The organism is Polynucleobacter asymbioticus QLW-P1DMWA-1 (assembly GCF_000016345.1).
In the GTDB taxonomy this organism is placed as follows: Bacteria; Pseudomonadota; Gammaproteobacteria; order Burkholderiales; family Burkholderiaceae; genus Polynucleobacter; species Polynucleobacter asymbioticus.
In genome coordinates, this window is the sequence record NC_009379.1 from 613948 (window position 1) to 632249 (window position 18302).

Here is an 18302-nt window from a genome sequence, read left to right on the forward strand (position 1 = left end):
CATGGCTCGGATTGATTTTCATAGCAATGTTGGCGATAAGCTGGAATACGTTTGTCGCCTCATTCGAAAAATTTGGAGCGCTACTGCCGAGGGACATCCAGTTCGACAAATAGTGATCGTAGGCGATAAAGGTGATTTGCAAAAGCTAGATAGCTTGCTATGGACTTTTAGTACTACTGACTTTTTGCCACACTGCTCTATCAATCATGAGGCTGCAGCAGAAACTCCCATTGTTCTTGCTGATGACTTTGCGTCTACTGCCTTTAGTCAAATTCCTCACGCTGATGTCCTGATCCATATTGGTGTGAAGATGCCACCCGATGTTCTGGGGTTGGTCGAGCGTTTCCCGCGCATTGTCGAGGTAGTTACGGTTAATGAAGCGGAGCGTCTGGCTGGGCGAGAGCGATTCAAGGCTTACCGGGCTTTGGGCCATGAGCTTCATAATTTTGACCAATCCAAAAGTGCTTAAGCACTCTTTTTCCAATCCTTAGATATTCATGTTGATACATCCCCAGTTTGACCCTGCTGCAATTCGATTCGGTTCGTTTGCCATTCATTGGTACGGGGTGATGTATCTATTGGCCTTTGCACAATTCTTATTGTTAGGACGCTTGCGTATTCGTGCGCCTCGTTATCAGACTCTAGGCTGGACATATAAAGATTTAGAAGATCTGTTGTTCGCAGGTGTCTTAGGTGTGGTGCTTGGCGGTCGTCTTGGTTACACCTTGTTTTATATGCCTGGGTATTACCTCGCCAACCCTCTTAGTATTTTGAAAATTTGGGAGGGCGGAATGTCCTTCCATGGTGGCTTGTTGGGTGTTTTATGCGCGCTGTTATGGTTTGCTAAAAAACGGCATACCAGCTTTTTTGTAGTCAGTGATTTAGTCGCCCCGCTTATTCCATTTGGCTTGGCATTCGGTCGTCTAGGAAATTTTATTAATGGTGAGTTGTGGGGAAGACCAACGGACTTGCCTTGGGCAATGATATTTCCAATGGTCGATTCCATTCCTCGTCATCCCTCACAGATCTATCAACTATTAGGCGAGGGCATTTTCTTGGGAATCGTTCTCTGGATTTATTCCAGCAAGCCACGTCCGATTGGGCGGGTGTCTGGTCTCTTTTTATTGGGTTACGGTATCTGTCGATTCTTAGCGGAGTTCGCTCGCGAGCCTGATGCCTTCTTGGGTCTTTTGGGGCTGGGACTTTCTATGGGGCAGTGGCTCTGTGTCCCCATGATCATCCTAGGTGTTTATTTGTTGCGTCGAAATTCCACAGACACTTAAAAGCAATTCTTATGTTGAATGACGAGGTCTCTCTAAGAAAGCTAGAAATTCTCTGCTCTTTTGTGAGAACAGGGAGTCTTGTGAAAACTGCCGAAGAGTTTCAGCTTAGCTCAGTGAGCATTCATAAGGCCTTGCATTCCTTGGAGACTGGAATAGGTTGCCCCTTATTCGTCAAAGAAGGGCGTCAGTTAAAGCCTTTGCATGCAGCCTTGTATTTAGCTGAGGCCAGTGTAGATTTATTGGATGACGTTGAGCGAGTTTTAAAAAAGACCCGAGCAAAAGCTGGGGTAGAGAGCGGGCAGATACGTCTGGGCTCTATGTATTCTCTAACGGCTAATATTATTCCCCGCCTCATTATGGGCACCAAAATTCGTCGACCAGATTTGGATATTGATTTGTACTTGGGATCTAACGAAGATCTCATGAAAAAACTCTCGGAAGGTCAGATCGATGCAGTAGTCATTGCAACACCTTCAGGTAAATTGCCGGAGGATATACAGGTGGTCCCGCTATTTGAGGATCAGCTATTTTTTGCATCCTCTAAGAGTAGCAAGCCACTATCTGGTGCAATTGATTTATTAGACTATCGCGATGAAAAGTTTGTCACCTTGCAAGATGGCTTTGCAACCACTTCTGGTTTTGATGATGCATTTGCATTGGCAGGATTTAAGCCCAATGTAGTGATGAAGGTCGGCGACATCTTTTCCCTCATGAATATGGTCTCCGGAGATATGGGGAGATCGCTTCTTCCTGGGCGCGTAAGGTCCTTGATGGGTGATGCGATCGACTTTATCCCTCTTGCCCCCAAATATCAGGTAGTTCAACGAATAGCCCTCATGTACCTTCAGGCTAATGAATCTAACCCCAATATCTTGGCCCTAGCAGCTGAAGGCCGCATGTTGCATCGCAATAATAAATAGTTCCCCGTAGGATATGCTCTAATTCATTAACTTAAAGTTAATGAAAACTCACTTTTCTTAATTGATTCTGTATCTACCCAGTACTACATTGGTGCATTACTTTTAATTGAGTGTTCTTACGAAGAGACTTGCATGCTTGAAAAGTTAGCTAAAGCCCGGTATTTCTCGCGCGTTACAGGCGCCGTGAATCGTCTCATCTCAGAACGAGGTGAATCCAATGCCGTAAGTATGGCTGATGATGTCATTCATAATTACCGCAAACTTTCTAAGGACCAGCACGCAAAATTTTTCACTTTTCTATTCGAAAAATTAAACCCGGATCCTGCAGCGGTAATGACCGCGGCTCAAAATTTTTCTACGGAAGCAACTGCACGCAATTACATTAAGTTGCAGCGCGTGACAGAGCCGCCAAGACAAGAATTATTTCGCCGCTTAAATCGCGCGACCAATGGTACTGCAGCGCTAGTAGCAATGCGTCGTGATTTATTGCAATTGCTTGAGAAACAACCAGAACTCACAGCAGTTGATTTCGATTTACGCCACCTTTTATCTTCTTGGTTCAACCCTGGATTTTTGAAGATGCATCAGGTGGATTGGCAATCGCCTGCAGAAATTTTAGAAAAATTGATTCAGCACGAAGCCGTTCATGCGATTGATGGTTGGGATGATTTACGTCGCCGCCTTCAGCCAGATCGTCGCTGCTTTGCCTTTTTCCATCCACAGCTGCCTAATGAGCCATTGATATTCGTTGAAGTGGCGCTGTTACCAGAGATTCCAGCGGTAATTACTCCATTGGTAGATAAGAAGGCAGAAACAGTACATCAAAGTTCACAGTACAAAGTTGCTGCTTTTTATTCGATTAGTAACTGTGAGCCTGGTTTACGTGGCGTCTCGATGGGTAACTTCTTGATTAAGCGCGTGGCTGAAAAATTGCATGCGGAGTTCCCTGGAATCAAAACATTTGTAACGCTATCTCCAATTCCTGGATTTATTGATTGGGTAGCTGCTGGCGCAGATGTGGCAGGCGATAAAGCGGGTGCACAACTTAAGCCGGCTATTCGAACAGCGCGTGAGCATGCCCTGGAAACATTGGGTCTCACAACACGTTCTTGGACAGAGCGTTTAAGTTCTGGCTGGCATCCTGATAATGCAAGCGAAAAAGAAAAAGCGGCCTTGCTCTGTTTGGCAGGTATTTATTTAGCCTTGGGTTCGGCAGGGCGTAATGGCAATCCAGTAGCCAAGTTCCATTTGGGGAATGGTGCCAAATTACACCAAATTAATTGGGCAGGGGATTTGTCACGCAAAGGATTACGACAGTCTGCCTCTCTGATGGTGAATTATCTGTATGACTTATCCGCTGTTGAAGAGAACCATGAGCGCTTTACGCATGGTGAAATTGACTATTCAAGGGCGGTAGGGCGCTTAATGCAGCCCTAAGTAGAGGATTTTGGAGGAGATCATCTAAAGCAGAATTCATAGAGTATTCGCTTTAGAATGGGGCATAAAAGAAGCCGGTGGCTACAAAGCCGGTAGTGTCCTTTGAGTAACGAAAACAGCAGCTATTAAGGAGATGATGATGGAAGATACAAAAGAAATTAGTCAATTGCGCCGTTCACTATTGCTGGGCGCTGCAGGTGCATCAATTGCGGGATACGACTTAAGCGCATGGGCCCAAACTGGTGCTAAAAGCCTAAAAATTTCCCATCAATTTCCAAGTGGCACTGATTTCCGTGATCGCCTCTGCAAGAAATTTGCCGATGAAGTAAGCAAGAAAACAAATGGTGAATTGAAGTTCGACGTTTATCCACAGTCTTCACTAATGAAAACCAATGCTCAATTTAGCGCCTTGCGTAAGGGAGCCTTAGACTTTAGCTTCTATCCCATGCCCTATGCAGGAGGAGAGGTTGTTGAAGCTAATATTGGTTTGATGCCAGCTTTGGTTAATAGCTATGAGCAAGGCGCCAAATGGAAAAACGCTGAAGTAGGTAAGATTTTGAATAAGGTAATGGAATCCAAGGGTATCGTGATAGTAAGTTGGGTATGGCAGGCTGGCGGTGTTGCCACCCGTTCTGGTCCAATCGTAGTTCCTGATGACATCAAAGGCGTAAAAGTTCGAGGTGGAAGCCGTGAATTTGATGCCATGCTCAAAGCGGCTGGCGGATCAGTGATGACATCTATTCCCTCTAACGAGATTTATCAAGCTGTGCAAACTGGCTCATTAGATGCGGCTTACACCTCTTCAGCCAGTTTAATGTCATTCAAATTGGCTGAGCTCACCAAAAACTTTACCTCTGCAAAAAATAAATCCTATTGGTACATGTTGGAGCCGTTGATGATGTCAAAAACAATATTTGATTCTTTGACACCAAAACAGCGCGACGTGATTATGGCGGTTGGCACCGACATGGAAAAGTTCGGAACTGAACAGGCTAAATTAGATGATATTGATGCTTCCATTGCTTTTGCAAAGGCTGGCAATAAAGTGTTCGAAATGGACATGTCGGTGATAGATAAATGGAAAGCCGTTGCCAAGAATTCTGCCTGGAAGGAGTTCTCGGAGCGAAATGAAACTTGTGCAGCAATGATGCGTTCTGCCGAGAAGATTTCATAGTATGTATGCGATCTTAGAGGCTGCTGACAGAATGATGTCAGCAGTAAATAAATGCTTGGTATTGCTGGGGTCAGTCGCATTAATGGCCGCCGCTTTGATTCTCAGTTATAGCGTGATGTCACGCGGGCTATTCCATGCGGCAAATGACTGGCAGGATGAAGCTGCTTTGTTCTGCCTGGTTGGGGTCACCTTCCTTTGTAGCTCATATGTTCAGGAAAAGCGCGGACATATTGGTATTTCTGCAATTGAAGGCCTATTGCCTCATCCAGTTAATAAAGTCCGCGGAATTGTCGTTGATGTGATCTCCTGTTTATTTTTTGCTTTTTTCTCAGCCAAAACTTGGGATTTACTCCATGAAGCATGGGTTGATGGACAGGTAACGAATTCCACTTGGGCACCCTCATTATGGATTCCCTATTCAATGATGTTCACTGGAATGGTGCTTCTTACATTCCAACTATTTTTACAAATTTTTATCAGAAAAGCAGTAGCTCCTGATGCTGTAAAAGGGGGTCATTAATATGTCTATTCTCACTATTGGACTTTTGTTCGCTGTGGTGACCCTGTTAATTATGTTCTCGGGGATTTCAATTGCCTTTGCCTTAGGTATTGTGGCAATCATTTTTATGTATTTCTTTATGCCAGCTTCATCCCTTGATACGGTTGCGCAAAATGTGTATGAGGAAATGTCCAGCATTACCTTGATGTCCATACCACTGTTTATCTTAAAAGGCGCTGCTATTGGCCGTTCACGTGCAGGTAAGGATTTATATGATGCACTGCATGTTTGGATGGGAAAGGTGCCTGGTGGTTTAGGCGTTGCCAATGTATTTGCATGCGCATTATTTGCGGCAATGGCAGGTTCTAGTCCGGCAACTTGCTCTGCAATTGGTAGTGCGGGCATTCCAGAAATGCGCAAACGTGGTTATTCACCTGGTTTTGCTGCCGGTATTATTGCTGCTGGCGGTACCTTGGGAATTCTGTTACCACCGTCTATTACGATGATTTTGTATTCAGTTGCAGCAGAGCAGTCACTGGGGCGCTTATTCTTGGCGGCAATTGGCCCGGGAGTAATGTTGGTAATCTTTTTTTCTGGTTACACCATTTATCGTTTCCGTAAGGAATATTCAACAGCATATGAAGCTTACGAGCTTAATAAGACTCCCAGTCCGATTCTAGATCGCCAAACATACACTATGCAACAAAAGATGAGCTCCTTACCAAGAGTTCTTCCTTTCTTGATATTGTTAATTGGTGTGATGGTTGCCTTGTATGGTGGCTATGCTACTCCCGCAGAAACTGCGGGATTGGGAGCGGTATTCGCTTTCTTATTAATTGCTGTGATATATAAGATGTGGCGCTTCAAGGATTTGTATCCATTGCTTGATGTCACGATAAGAGAGTCTGCGATGCTGATGTTCATTATCGGCATGTCCTTGTTATTTGCTAACGTCATGAGCTACCTCCATCTTAGTCAATCTGCTGCGCAAGCTATTGTTGACTTAGGGGCTTCTCGATGGGTGTTGTTGGCTGCAATCTTAGTAATGGTAATTGTGCTGGGCTTTTTCTTGCCGCCCGTCTCTATTATTTTGATGACCTCTCCAATCTTCTTGCCGCCTTTGCGTGCGGCTGGTTTTGACTTAATTTGGTTTGGTGTAGTAATGACGATCGTGATGGAGACTGGTTTGATACATCCACCAGTTGGACTTAATATTTTTGTCATTAAAAATATTGCTCCTGATATTACCTTGACCGAAATTATTAATGGTGTACTGCCTTTTGTAGTGATCATGCTCCTCTCAGTAGTGTTACTTTGTGTATTCCCGGGAATAGCCACGGGTTTATCCGACTGGGTAATGGGCGCACCTCTTTAGATTAAGAAATTTAGGATAGTTTTCATGAATTTATATTCAGTGCTGGAAAAAGGTTTTCCAAAAGATAAAAAAGCATGCGCCTTAGAAACGCATGATGGTCTTTATTACTCTTGGGATGATCTAGAGCGTGCCACTGCAAAGATGGCAAATTTATTAAAAGGTCTGAAGTTACCAGCAGGTTCAAGAGTGGCTGTTCAGGTTGAAAAATCGCCTGAAGCACTCTTTCTGTACCTGGCTACGATTCGCGCCGGTTATGTGTATTTGCCTTTAAATACTGCGTATCAGTCAGCTGAAATTCAGTACTTTATTGAGAATGCCGAGCCAGCAGTGATGGTTTGCAGCGGCAAGAATTTTTCTTGGGTATCTAAGGTTGCCTTTAAAGCGGGCACTAAACATGTCTTTACTTTAAATGATGACCGAACAGGTACTTTGCTCGAGCGTGCTGCAGGATTAAGCGATAGCTTTAAGACTGTGGTTACTAAAGACGATGACTTGGCTGCGATTTTGTATACCTCTGGTACTACAGGCCGTAGCAAAGGCGCCATGCTGTCTCATAAGAATTTATATAGCAATGCACAAGTATTACAAAAATTCTGGGGCTGGAAAAAGGGCGACGTGCTGTTGCATGCTTTGCCTATTTTCCACGTACACGGATTGTTTGTGGCAGCCCACGGTGCATTAATCAATGGCAGCAAGATGATTTGGTTGCCGCGCTTAGACGTATCTCAACTGATTCATCATATGCCGCAATCAACTGTGATGATGGGTGTGCCTACTTTCTATGTTCGCCTATTGGCGGACAAGAATTTCAATAAGAATGTAGCTCGTAATATGCGTTTATTCGTTTGTGGCTCAGCACCGCTGCTTACAGAAACATTTAATACTTTCAAAGAAGTGATTGGTCAACCAATACTGGAACGCTATGGCATGAGTGAAACTGTGATGTTAGTTTCTAACCCATACAAAGGTAAGCGTGTAGGCGGCTCAGTTGGGCGTCCTTTACCAGGAGTCAAGGTTCGCGTAGTAAACGAGAACAACAAGCCCTGTGGTGTTGACGAGATTGGCAGCATTCAGGTAAAAGGCCCCAATATATTTAAGGGTTACTGGCATATGCCAGAAAAGACCGCCGAAGAATTTACCAAGGATGGTTGGTTTAAGACTGGTGACGTTGGTCGTTGGGGTGGTGATGCCAATGGCGGCAAAGCACCTAAAGACTACTTATGCATCGTTGGACGCAGTAAGGACTTGATTATTTCTGGTGGCTACAACGTATATCCAAAAGAAATCGAAAGCTTTATTGATGACATGGATGGCGTAGACGAAAGCGCAGTGATCGGCATTCCGCATCCTGATTTTGGTGAAGCGGTGATGGCAGTGGTAGTGCCTAAAGCGGGTGCAAAGTTGAATGCCGAAGCCATGATTGCTACGCTCAAAACTCAAATTGCGAACTTCAAAATTCCTAAGCGTTTAGAGATCGTAGGTGATTTACCTCGGAATGCAATGGGTAAAGTGCAAAAGAATATTTTGCGTCAGCAATATACGAGTTAGTTAAAACCCAAATGCCTTGCGGCTTTCATTAAGCATGAAGGCTGCAAGGAATAGCAACATCACGCCAAAGACTCTCTTGAGTTGTCCCACATTCAGCTTTCTGGCCATCTTGGCGCCAATCGGCGCGGTAAAGATGCTGACCGCTACGATGCATGCAACTGCTGGCAGGTAGACAAACCCAAGCGAACCTACTGGTAAGTTGGGATTTCCCCAGCTACCATACATATAACCCAATGTAGCTGCCGCTGCAATTGGAAATCCCAAGCCAGATGAGCTGGCCATGGCATTGTGGGGCTTCACGTTACACCACAGCATGAATGGTACGGTAATGAAGGCACCCCCAGCGCCAACCAAACTTGCGAGTGCGCCGGCAAACGTTCCAAAGCCAAACAGGCCTAAAGGCCCGGGCAATTCTCTGCCAGGCTTTGGTTTTTTGTTCAATAGCATTTGGATAGAGCTATACACAATGAAGATAGCAAAAAAAAGAGAAAGCCAGGAGGTCTTCAAGGCTTCAAATAATTCACTACCACCTACTAGGCCACCAAAAATCATTCCAGGACTCAATGCAACAACTAGTTTCCAGTCAACGGATCCATGTTTGTGATGTGCCCAAATAGCCGAAGAGGTAGTGAACAAAATCGTTGCCATACCAGTAGCAATGGCCATATGCACAATGACTTCTGGATTGAAGCCGAGATGACCAAAAACCAAGATCATGAATGGCACGAGAATCATGCCGCCACCAATCCCTAAGAGGCCGGCTAAAAATCCCGAGATGCCGCCGCACAACATCAGCATCAAGATATCGCTTAGTAACATGAATTCCCCGCCTTAGCCGCTAGGCCGTCATCCTGAACCCTAAGGTTCAAGGTGGAACGGCTACTCTGCTTCGGGTGCATTAAGAGGCTCAGGGAGTGACCAGCTCGAGGCTGACACTGTGAACTTTCGAAACGCTCACGCCCACAAGGTAAAGATCGTTCCGGATGCTTGCGCATCGGTTCAAGGAACTATTGGCCTTGGCGAACCAGGCAGGGAAAGGGTTTGCATCAAAGTATCGACTTGCTCTTCAAGCGCACGAATTTCTGCTTTTAGTCGAACTACTTCATCAGGGCTTACATTTGTGGAAGCGCTGGATTGCGGTTGTTTCTTTTGTAGAGTGATTAAGTCGCCAGCAATTTTGAGAGCAGCCATCATGCTCGCTCGCTCGATGCTGCGATTACCGCCGCCAATAGCGAGTTGAATTTGCTCGTCAACCAACACGCATGCTGCACGAAGTAGGGGTTCGTGTTCTGCGCTAGTGGCAAGAGTGATCTTCTGCCCAGCAAGAGTTACTTCAATGCGTTGTTGGCTCACTGTCATCCTCTGGAGTAATTGGGGGAATTGTTTCGCCAAGCAAGTTTAATTGGCGGCCATCATTTTGATCTGGTAAGCGACTCAAAATACGTTGCACCCGTTTCTGAGCATCTTCAATTTTATTTTCCAATTGCGCACGATTTTGATGGAGGTTTGTGACCGCCTCGTTAATTAGCGCAATCTTTTCAGCTAGCCGAGCAATAGAAGATCGCAGCGCATCTATGTCGCTGGAGCTATCGCCTGGGGGAAGTGGGGTTAATTCGCTCATATTGGCATTGTAGCCTTGAGAAAGGAAGCTTTGCGCTACACCCCTGTTTTCGCTTTACCTGCTCTGAAATAACCCTATTTTGATCTTAAAAGGAAGGGTTGGGCTGGCAACCCTTCAGATCGGTCAGAAGTTGTATTTTCCGGTGATATAAAACGCTCTGCCATCGCTTGGGTAATAGTAGTAATTATTGCTAAACGTTCCATTCGCTGCCATGACATTGGTGTATCCCCCGTAACTCGCATACGAGGCATTCCCTACGTTTTTAATCGTGAACTTTGCATCAAAATTTCCAGTCTTGTAATTTATATACACATCACCAGCTGTATAGGATGGCATGAGCGCAAGTGAACTGTAATAAATTTGGCTTGCATCATAGTGTTGGCTACTAACGTAATTCACTACGCCGCCAACAGACCAATTTTCATCTATTGAATAACTTGCTCTGGCGTTTAGTAGTAAGTTGGGGGCTACGGGAATAGCATTTCCAGCGTAGGGACCATCAGCATAGTAAGAATGCTGAAATTTACCGCCACCTGCAAGGCTCAGTCGATTAGTAATGTTGGATGATGTATCCATCGCTACACCGCGGCGATTAACGTTGTACTGCGAGTTGTAATTTAAGCCTGAAGAAGGGTCATACATGATTTCATTTTGAGAGCTAGATGAAAAAATAGATCCATTCACTCTGACGCTGCTCCACATCCAGTTACCGCCGACCTCATACGTTTGTGCTATTTGCGGTCTAAGGATCCCGTTAAACACACGGTTATAAGTGTTGGGATCAAATCCCCAGAATTCATCAATATTGGGAAAGCGATAAGACTGATTCCACTTCACATAGACTTTTTGCTTGCCTGCGTAATTAAAATTTAAGGCAACATCCCCTGCATTAGCTGAATAGGTTTGATCAGCAGTGACGGCACCATTCGGTGAGTAAATGTTTGAGTCATAAGTGCTGGCTTGTTGCATTTGATGGCGCGCTCCACCATCAAGACTGAGTTCTTTCGTAATCGGTAATTTAAGAATTGCATAAAACGATTGATTCAGAACGGATGCATGTTGAGAGTTATAAGGCAGTCCATTGGGATTGGAAATGTAATAGTCTTGCGTCAAAATGTTGGTGGCGGCAGAACCAAAAGCATTTGTTCCGCCTTGGCCAGCCTTGTTTAATTCATATCCCACAATCCCCGTGCCCAATGGCCCTAAGTCTGCCTTTAAGCGAGGAGTTAAGTTCAATTGCCAGCCGGATAGGTTGCTATTACTTGCTCCCACAATAGGGTAGGGCGTTACATTGAGAGCGGCATCACTATCGTAAAAGGGGTTGTAATAAAAGACTGTTCTATTGGTATAGGAAGCATCTAACTCTCCGATGTAACCATCCCCTAGCCCTTTGGTTCCGCCAAATCGAACCCCCGCATTGTTGGTTGTGGTGTTTGAGCCAATATTATTGAACTTGGCAGATTGAGGATTTCCTTCCCCAACTTGCCCAACAACACCGCCTGGGTTTTGCGCATTCGTGTAACCATAAAAGAAGTCGGTATAGATTTTGTCTATCCCGCCAAATTTTTGGGTGATCTTCGCATCAAAGGCATAAGCATTTGCTGCGGAATTTTGCCTCCAACCTTGCGTATTGGAGGTATTGGCCGTTAATTGATATGTAGTGTCTTCAAAGCTATCGCGCAATATTGCATTGTTCACTAGGGTTCCATAGCTGCCGTAACTAACGCTAGCTTGATTCAACTTCGAAGTATTTCCATTGGTAATAATGTTAATAACGCCACCAACGGCGCCGTTTCCGTATTGAACGCTCGCTCCGCCTTGTAATACCTCGATGCGATCAATGGAGTCGATGGGAATTGACTCCCAGCTAATACTTGTTGAATCAATGGAATTAATTCTTTGGCCATCAACTAAAATTAATGTGGTGCTATTTGCACCCACACCATAACCACCCATGTCGACAGTTGCATCAAGATTGAGTTGTCCTGGATTAGTGCTTCGCACATTGAGGCCGCCGATTTGAGATAAAACATCTGGAATATTGCTCGATGTTGAATTGGCAATCTCATCTCGAGTAATTACCTGAACATTCGCCGGAACTTCATTGAGGTTTTCTTCAAATCGTGAGCCTGTCACGATGACAGTAGATTGAGAGCTTTGTGCAAATGCAGATGTGTATAAGCCAAATGCAAATAGGGCGCCGCAAAATAGGGCGATAGGCCTTCGCTTGAACTGCTGCTTCATTCATGACTTCCTGTTATCGATTGCCTAACTAACTTCCCCGTTAGTTGGGTCGAACAGAATTTCACGTGCAAGAGATCAGGCGTCAATTTGGCGTCGCATCAAGAGATAGGGCGCTGTCATCGGCGCGCGAAGGTCCCCGTCCGCAAAATTCCACCTGTCTTGGCCGGTATCCGGGCTAGTAAATCTCAGAATCTGGCCTTCCCATGCAATTGACGCGCACAGTGGCTATTTCAGACTCCTGACCCTTTTCATGTCTGAAAGAGGGCATTTACTTACCGTTGCGGGGGCAGCACACGTTTTGTGTTTCCCGTTTAACTCTGTTGCATTGCAACAAAGCACCACGACCCCTGGATTTTAGCTCATAACAGAGGCTGTTTAGGGTTTTAGCCCCTCTTTTGGGGCGAAAAAGCCTACAATAGAGGGTCTAGGATGAAGGATTCATGACAGCATTAGACAAGCACCTCGAAAAAAACCTGATTCGTCTTCAACTGAGCCAAAACTCAGTGCTTAAAAGCTTAGATTCGGCAGCAATGGCCGATTTAGAGCGCCATTTAGAAATTTCGGACCTCAAAAAATCAGAAATACTGCTTCATCAAGGTGATCACCAGATGGAGCAGTATTTTGTCCTTGATGGAATTCTCAAGCGTATCGTTTCCAGTGCCGATGCTAAGGAAATGATCCTGCGTTTTGCCATCGAAAAAGATATTGAAACCAGTTATGCCGCATGGCGCCTGAAGACGGCGGCCCCATACAGCATAGCCTGTGTGACTAAGGCTCGTGTCGCCCGTATGCCCATGAAGAAGTGGGCTGAATTCCTGGAGGAGCACAAGCCTCTCAAGGAAAGCTTTGAGTTTGAAGTCATGCGTTTGATGAGCGAAATCATGGCGCACACCATCACATTGCATATGTTGGATGCCCCGGGCCGGGTAGAGCGTTTCTTGCGTAAATATGAGGATCTATTTGAGCTGCTTCCTAAAAAAGAGCTGGCCGCGTATCTCAATCTTTCCCCTGAGACCCTGAGCCGCCTCAAAACTAAGCATAAAGAGCTCTTTATTTAGGCTTGAACCGCTTTAGATTGCTGGATTTAGGGGGAAATTGACCGAAGTCAATGATGAACCCCACCCTCAAGCCTAATATTCATTTCAGCCTAAGCGGGAACTAAAACCCGTAGTGCAATTCATAACTTAATTGGAGACAGTAGCGCAAGCTAAATTGCTTTTGCCCTCATCGAGTGCCCTTTCGCAATTCATATAAAAACTACTATGACAACAGATAACCAAAACACACAACTAACAGACGGCTTTCACCTTGTTATTGACGCCCTCAAAGCAAATGATCTCGATACCATTTTCGGTCTCGTTGGTATTCCTATTACTGACTTATGCCGTTTAGCGCAAGCTGAAGGTTTACGTTTTATTGGTTTCCGTCACGAACAGCACGCAGGTAATGCTGCAGCGATTGCTGGCTACATGACACAAAAGCCTGGCATTTGCATGACTGTTTCTGCACCAGGCTTCTTGAATGGTTTAACAGCGCTGGCTAACGCCACTGTCAATTGCTTCCCAATGATTTTGATTTCAGGTTCAAGCGAGCGTGAAATCGTTGACTTGCAGCAAGGTGACTACGAAGAGATGGATCAGCTCAATGCAGCTAAGCCATATTGCAAAGCGGCTTATCGTATCAATCACATTGAAGATATTGGTATTGGTTTTGCTCGTGCGATTCGCGCTGCAGTTTCTGGTCGTCCAGGCGGTGTTTATTTAGACTTGCCAGCTCAGTTACTCGCTCAAACAATGCCTGTTGAAGAAGCTAAGAAGTCTATTTTCAAAGTAATTGATCCAGTTCCACGTCAAATTCCAGCGGCTGATGCAGTTGCTCGTGCGTTGGATGTACTGAAGGGCGCTAAGCGTCCATTAATTCTCTTGGGCAAAGGCGCTGCTTATGCTCAGGCTGATAAAGAGATTCGTGACTTGATCGAAAAATCAGGTATCCCTTATTTGCCAATGTCGATGGCAAAAGGATTGTTGCCAGATAATCATCCGCAGTCTGCTTCTGCAGCGCGTTCATTCGTATTGGCTGAAGCTGATTCAGTGTTGTTGATTGGCGCACGTTTGAATTGGTTGCTTTCACACGGTAAAGGCAAGACTTGGGGTAAAGATCCGAAGAAATTTATTCAAATTGATATTCAAGCAAATGAAGTGGATAGCAACGTACAAATCGCTGCCCCATTGATTGGTGATATCGGTTCATGCGTCGGTGAACTCTTGAAAGGTATCTCTGCGGTGCCTAAGCCGAGTGCTGAGTGGATTGCTGCAATCACTGAGAAGAAAGACAAGAACACTGCGAAGATGGCAGAGACATTGGCTAAAGAAGCAAACCCAATGAACTTCCATGGCGCCTTACGTGTAATTCGTGATGTGATCAAGAAGAACCCAGACGTGAACTTAGTCAATGAAGGGGCAAATACTCTGGACTATTGCCGTGCAATTGTTGACATGTACAAGCCACGCAAACGCTTTGACTCCGGCACATGGGGCATTATGGGTATTGGTATGGGCTACGCCATTGGCGCCGCAGTTACCAGTGGTCTGCCTACAGTTGCAGTAGAGGGCGATAGCGCATTTGGCTTTAGCGGTATGGAATTAGAAACAGTTTGCCGTTACAACCTGCCAATTACTACCGTTGTATTTAATAACAACGGTGTGTACCGTGGTACTGACGTAAATCCAACGGGTGGTGCAGATGTTGCGCCGACTGTATTCGTTAAAGATGCCCGTTACGACAAGATGATTGAGGCATTTGGTGGCGTGGGTTACTACGTTACTACTCCAGCAGAATTAGAAGCAGCGTTAACAGAAGCGATTGCTGCCGGTAAACCAGCCCTCATCAATGCTGTTATTGATGAAACTGCAGGTACTGAGAGTGGACGTTTAACGAACTTAAACCCATCCACAGCAGCTGCTAAGAAATAAAAAGTAACAAAAGGTTAATATTTTTTAGGCTAAATTTAGAAGTAAACAAGAAAGACTTAAGGAGAAACACACATGACTAAACCATTAGACGGTATTCGCATTATTGACTTCACACACGTACAAGCAGGTCCTGCATGTACTCAGTTGTTAGCATGGTATGGCGCTGACGTAATTAAAGTAGAGCGTCCAGGTTCTGGTGACGTAACACGTAGCCAATTGCGCGATATCCCAGGCGCAGATGCTTTGTACTTCACCATGCTCAATGGTAATAAGCGTTCATTAACTCTCGATACTAAGACTCAAGAAGGTAAAGAAGTTTTAGAAAAGATGATCAAGACTTCTGACGTGATGGTTGAGAACTTTGGTCCAGGCGCTTTGGATCGCATGGGATTCTCTTGGAAACGTATCCAAGAATTGAACCCAAAAATGATTATGGCTTCTGTTAAAGGCTTTAGCGATGGCCACTCATACGAAGACTTAAAAGTGTATGAGAACGTTGCTCAGTGTGCTGGTGGTGCTGCTTCTACTACTGGTTTCTGGGATGGTCCTCCTACAGTTTCTGCTGCAGCATTAGGTGACTCTAATACTGGTATGCACTTGGCAATTGGTATTTTGACTGCATTGATGCAGCGTCAAAAAACTGGTAAAGGTCAAAAAGTATCTTGCTCAATGCAAGATGCGGTATTGAACTTGTGCCGCGTGAAGTTGCGCGATCAACAACGTTTGGACAAGATTGGTTACTTGGAAGAGTACCCACAATACCCACACGGTTCATTCACTGACGTAGTTCCACGCGGCGGTAACGCCGGTGGTGGCGGTCAGCCAGGATGGGTATTGAAGTGTAAGGGCTGGGAAACAGATCCAAACGCATATATCTACTTCACTATTCAAGGTCACGCTTGGGAGCCAATCACCCGTGCGATTGGTAAGCCAGAGTGGGCAACTGATCCAGCGTATATGACTGCTGAAGCACGTCAAGACAAGATTTTTGACATCTTCGCAACAATCGAAGACTGGCTCAAAGACAAGACTAAGTACGAAGCTGTAGACATTCTCCGCAAGTTCGATATTCCATGTGCTCCAGTTCTCTCTATGAAAGAATTGGCTGCTTCACCTGACTTGCGTAAGAGCGGTTCAATCGTTGAAGTGGATCACAAAGTACGTGGCAAGTATTTGACTATCGGCAGCCCAATCAAGTTCTCTGATTTGGAAATCGAAGTTGGTCCATCACCAGTTTTGGGTGAGCACACAGATGAAGTGTTGACTGACCTTGGCTACAGCTCTGACGATATTGCTAAGTTGCACGCTGCTAAAGCAGTTTAATAACAATAATCAAATGTACTAACTTGAAGGCGCTCCTTGTGAGCGCCTTTTTTCATCTTGAAAATGAAGCGCTACTCATAAAAACTCTATAGACTGATTACATGAATACCAATATCGATTTACATCAACTAGTAGAGTGTGTTGGCGACGCCATTATTGTTGCTGATGCTGATGAAAAGATTGTGTTGTGGAATCCTGCAGCAACGCGCATTTTTGGATATTCCCAAGAGGAGGCGCTTGGGCAACGTCTGGATTTAATTGTTCCAGAGCGCCAGCGACAGAGACATTCTGAGGGGTATGAGAAGTCCATGGAGACTGGTACAACGCGTTATGGCAGCTCTTTATTAAAGGTGCCTGCGCTCCATAAGGATGGCCAGACTTTATCCATAGCGTTTTCAGTAGGGATGCTTTTTGACGAAAATCACCGAGCAAGTGGGGTGGTGGCGATTATTCGTGACGAGACTGAGCGTTTTGCAGAAGAGAGAGCCCTTAAAAAGCGCATTTCTGATCTTGAAAACCTGTCTAAATAGCCTCACATAGCCTGCATAGGCCTTGAACCCATTTTGTGCCCAAAAATTGGGCACATTCGATTTTGCGTATTTTCTCACTGGTAAAATCGATCTAATTCAAAATTTCATTCTTATTAGGACTTAAATCATGGCAAAAGCACTAGAAGGGGTAAAAATCCTCGACTTTACGCACGTTCAATCAGGTCCAACCTGTACGCAATTATTGGCTTGGTTCGGTGCGGATGTAATCAAGGTGGAAAAATCGGGTGAAGGCGATGCTACCCGTGGTCAGTTAAGGGATATGCCTGATGCCGATAGTTTGTATTTCACAATGCTCAATCACAACAAGCGTTCTATTACCGTGAATACCAAAACCCAAAAGGGTAAAGAAATTCTTGAGCGCCTCATTAAAGAGTGTGATGTATTGGTAGAAAATTTTGCGCCAGGTGCACTTGATCGCATGGGATTCTCATGGGAGCGTATTCAAGAACTCAACCCTATGATGATCTTGGCTTCTGTAAAAGGTTTTGGTCCTGGCCCATACGAAGATTGCAAGGTGTATGAGAACGTGGCGCAATGTGCAGGTGGTTCTGCCTCAACGACTGGTTTTGATGATGGCCCTCCAATGGTTACTGGAGCGCAAATTGGTGACAGCGGCACAGGATTGCATTTAGCTTTAGGAATTGTTACTGCACTGTATCAACGCACCCATTCTGGTCGCGGTCAAAAAGTATTGGCAGCAATGCAAGATGCCGTATTGAACTTATGCCGTGTGAAATTGCGCGATCAACAGCGTCTTGAGCGTGTTGGTCTCATGCAGGAGTATCCACAATTCCCGAACGGTGAGTTCGGTGACTCTGTACCCCGCGCCGGCAATGCTTCTGGCGGTGGTCAGCCTGGCTGGATTGTCAAATGCAAAGGTTGGGAAACCGATCCAAATGCATATATGTATGTGATTGTTCAGGCTCCAGTATGGGAAGCCATTTGTAAAGTGATCGGTCGTGAAGACTGGATTACTGATGTGCGCTTCGCATCACCAATGGCTCGCTTGCCACACTTAATGGAGATCTTTGGTGAGATCGAAAAGTGGACAATGACAATGACCAAATTTGAAGTAATGGATGTATTAAATCAATACGACATTCCATGCGGCCCGATCTTGTCTATGAAAGAAATTGCCGAAGAGCCTGCATTGCGTGCTACTGGTACTGTGGTTGAAGTAGATCACCCAATCCGTGGTAAATATCTCACTGTCGGTAACCCGATCAAGTTATCGGATAGCCCTACTGATGTAGAGCGCTCTCCATTATTGGGTGAGCATACGGACGAGATTCTCTCTGAGTTAGGTTACTCAACAGATGAGTTAATTACTCTTCGTCACGATAAGGTGATCTAAG

At 45.1% G+C, this 18302-nt stretch carries 16 protein-coding genes, 1 other RNA gene, 1 pseudogene and 1 riboswitch; of the genes and pseudogenes, 13 read left to right on the top strand and 5 right to left on the bottom strand.

Annotation, left to right across the window (positions count from 1 at the left end; genetic code table 11):
* Position 1 precedes the first annotated feature (1 nt).
* The 8 genes from PNUC_RS03260 to PNUC_RS03295 all read left to right on the top strand — a co-directional run bounded on the left by PNUC_RS03260 (position 2) and on the right by PNUC_RS03295 (position 8236).
* The gene (locus PNUC_RS03260; RefSeq protein ID WP_011902467.1) at positions 2–469 is read left to right on the top strand and encodes a DNA polymerase III subunit chi; all 468 of its coding nucleotides are present in this window, start codon (positions 2–4) and stop codon (positions 467–469) included.
* Between the two features lie 28 nt (positions 470–497).
* On the top strand, positions 498–1283 hold the full coding sequence (lgt, locus tag PNUC_RS03265) for a prolipoprotein diacylglyceryl transferase (RefSeq protein ID WP_011902468.1): 786 nt from the start codon (positions 498–500) through the stop codon (positions 1281–1283).
* An 11-nt stretch (positions 1284–1294) separates the two neighbouring features.
* Positions 1295–2203: a LysR substrate-binding domain-containing protein gene (locus tag PNUC_RS03270; protein ID WP_011902469.1), complete on the top strand. Its 909-nt coding sequence runs from the start codon at positions 1295–1297 to the stop codon at positions 2201–2203.
* 132 nt (positions 2204–2335) lie between these two features.
* Positions 2336–3640, top strand: a complete 1305-nt coding sequence (locus tag PNUC_RS03275; protein ID WP_011902470.1) for a malonyl-CoA decarboxylase domain-containing protein — start codon at positions 2336–2338, stop codon at positions 3638–3640.
* A 139-nt stretch (positions 3641–3779) separates the two neighbouring features.
* Positions 3780–4814 carry a TRAP transporter substrate-binding protein DctP gene (dctP, locus tag PNUC_RS03280; protein WP_011902471.1) on the top strand — a complete coding sequence of 345 codons (1035 nt, stop codon included), beginning with the start codon at positions 3780–3782 and terminating at the stop codon, positions 4812–4814.
* A 1-nt stretch (position 4815) separates the two neighbouring features.
* Positions 4816–5334 (top strand): TRAP transporter small permease, encoded by a 519-nt coding sequence (locus tag PNUC_RS03285; protein ID WP_048812069.1) that lies wholly within the window; start codon positions 4816–4818, stop codon positions 5332–5334.
* Between the two features lies 1 nt (position 5335).
* Complete coding sequence (locus PNUC_RS03290) at positions 5336–6688, top strand: TRAP transporter large permease (protein ID WP_011902473.1); 1353 nt, start codon at positions 5336–5338, stop codon at positions 6686–6688.
* Positions 6689–6712: 24 nt separating this feature from the next.
* Positions 6713–8236, top strand: coding sequence for a malonate--CoA ligase (locus PNUC_RS03295; RefSeq protein WP_011902474.1), 1524 nt, complete (start codon positions 6713–6715; stop codon positions 8234–8236).
* Here the strand turns inward: PNUC_RS03295 and PNUC_RS03300 are convergent, their stop codons facing one another.
* The 5 genes and pseudogenes from PNUC_RS03300 to PNUC_RS03315 all read right to left on the bottom strand — a co-directional run bounded on the left by PNUC_RS03300 (position 8237) and on the right by PNUC_RS03315 (position 12101).
* Complete coding sequence (locus tag PNUC_RS03300; protein WP_011902475.1) at positions 8237–9055, bottom strand: sulfite exporter TauE/SafE family protein; 819 nt, start codon at positions 9053–9055, stop codon at positions 8237–8239. It lies immediately after the preceding gene.
* A non-coding RNA gene (gene ssrS / locus PNUC_RS10850) (6S RNA) lies at positions 9056–9274 on the bottom strand.
* A gap of 81 nt (positions 9275–9355) precedes the next feature.
* Positions 9356–9595, bottom strand: a pseudogene (locus PNUC_RS11195) (cell division protein ZapA); the annotation flags it as partial.
* Positions 9570–9857 (bottom strand): hypothetical protein, encoded by a 288-nt coding sequence (locus tag PNUC_RS03310; RefSeq protein WP_011902477.1) that lies wholly within the window; start codon positions 9855–9857, stop codon positions 9570–9572. The pseudogene PNUC_RS11195 and the gene PNUC_RS03310, both read right to left, overlap by 26 nt.
* A 123-nt stretch (positions 9858–9980) precedes the next feature.
* Entirely contained in the window at positions 9981–12101 is a 2121-nt protein-coding gene (locus PNUC_RS03315; RefSeq protein ID WP_011902478.1) for a TonB-dependent receptor, read from the bottom strand.
* Between the two features lie 144 nt (positions 12102–12245).
* Positions 12246–12459, bottom strand: a riboswitch (cobalamin riboswitch).
* An 82-nt stretch (positions 12460–12541) separates the two neighbouring features.
* Between PNUC_RS03315 and PNUC_RS03320 the strand changes: the two genes are divergently transcribed.
* The 5 genes from PNUC_RS03320 (at position 12542) to frc (PNUC_RS03340) (ending at position 18301) form a co-directional block, all read left to right on the top strand.
* Entirely contained in the window at positions 12542–13159 is a 618-nt protein-coding gene (locus tag PNUC_RS03320) for a Crp/Fnr family transcriptional regulator (RefSeq protein WP_011902479.1), read from the top strand.
* Positions 13160–13363: 204 nt separating this feature from the next.
* Positions 13364–15073, top strand: coding sequence for an oxalyl-CoA decarboxylase (gene oxc / locus PNUC_RS03325; RefSeq protein ID WP_011902480.1), 1710 nt, complete (start codon positions 13364–13366; stop codon positions 15071–15073).
* A gap of 72 nt (positions 15074–15145) precedes the next feature.
* Positions 15146–16396 (top strand): formyl-CoA transferase, encoded by a 1251-nt coding sequence (gene frc / locus PNUC_RS03330; protein WP_011902481.1) that lies wholly within the window; start codon positions 15146–15148, stop codon positions 16394–16396.
* Between the two features lie 101 nt (positions 16397–16497).
* Entirely contained in the window at positions 16498–16926 is a 429-nt protein-coding gene (locus tag PNUC_RS03335) for a PAS domain-containing protein (protein WP_011902482.1), read from the top strand.
* Positions 16927–17053: 127 nt separating this feature from the next.
* A complete protein-coding gene (frc, locus tag PNUC_RS03340; RefSeq protein WP_011902483.1) occupies positions 17054–18301 on the top strand; it encodes a formyl-CoA transferase in 1248 nt (415 codons plus the stop codon).
* Position 18302: the final 1 nt, after the last annotated feature.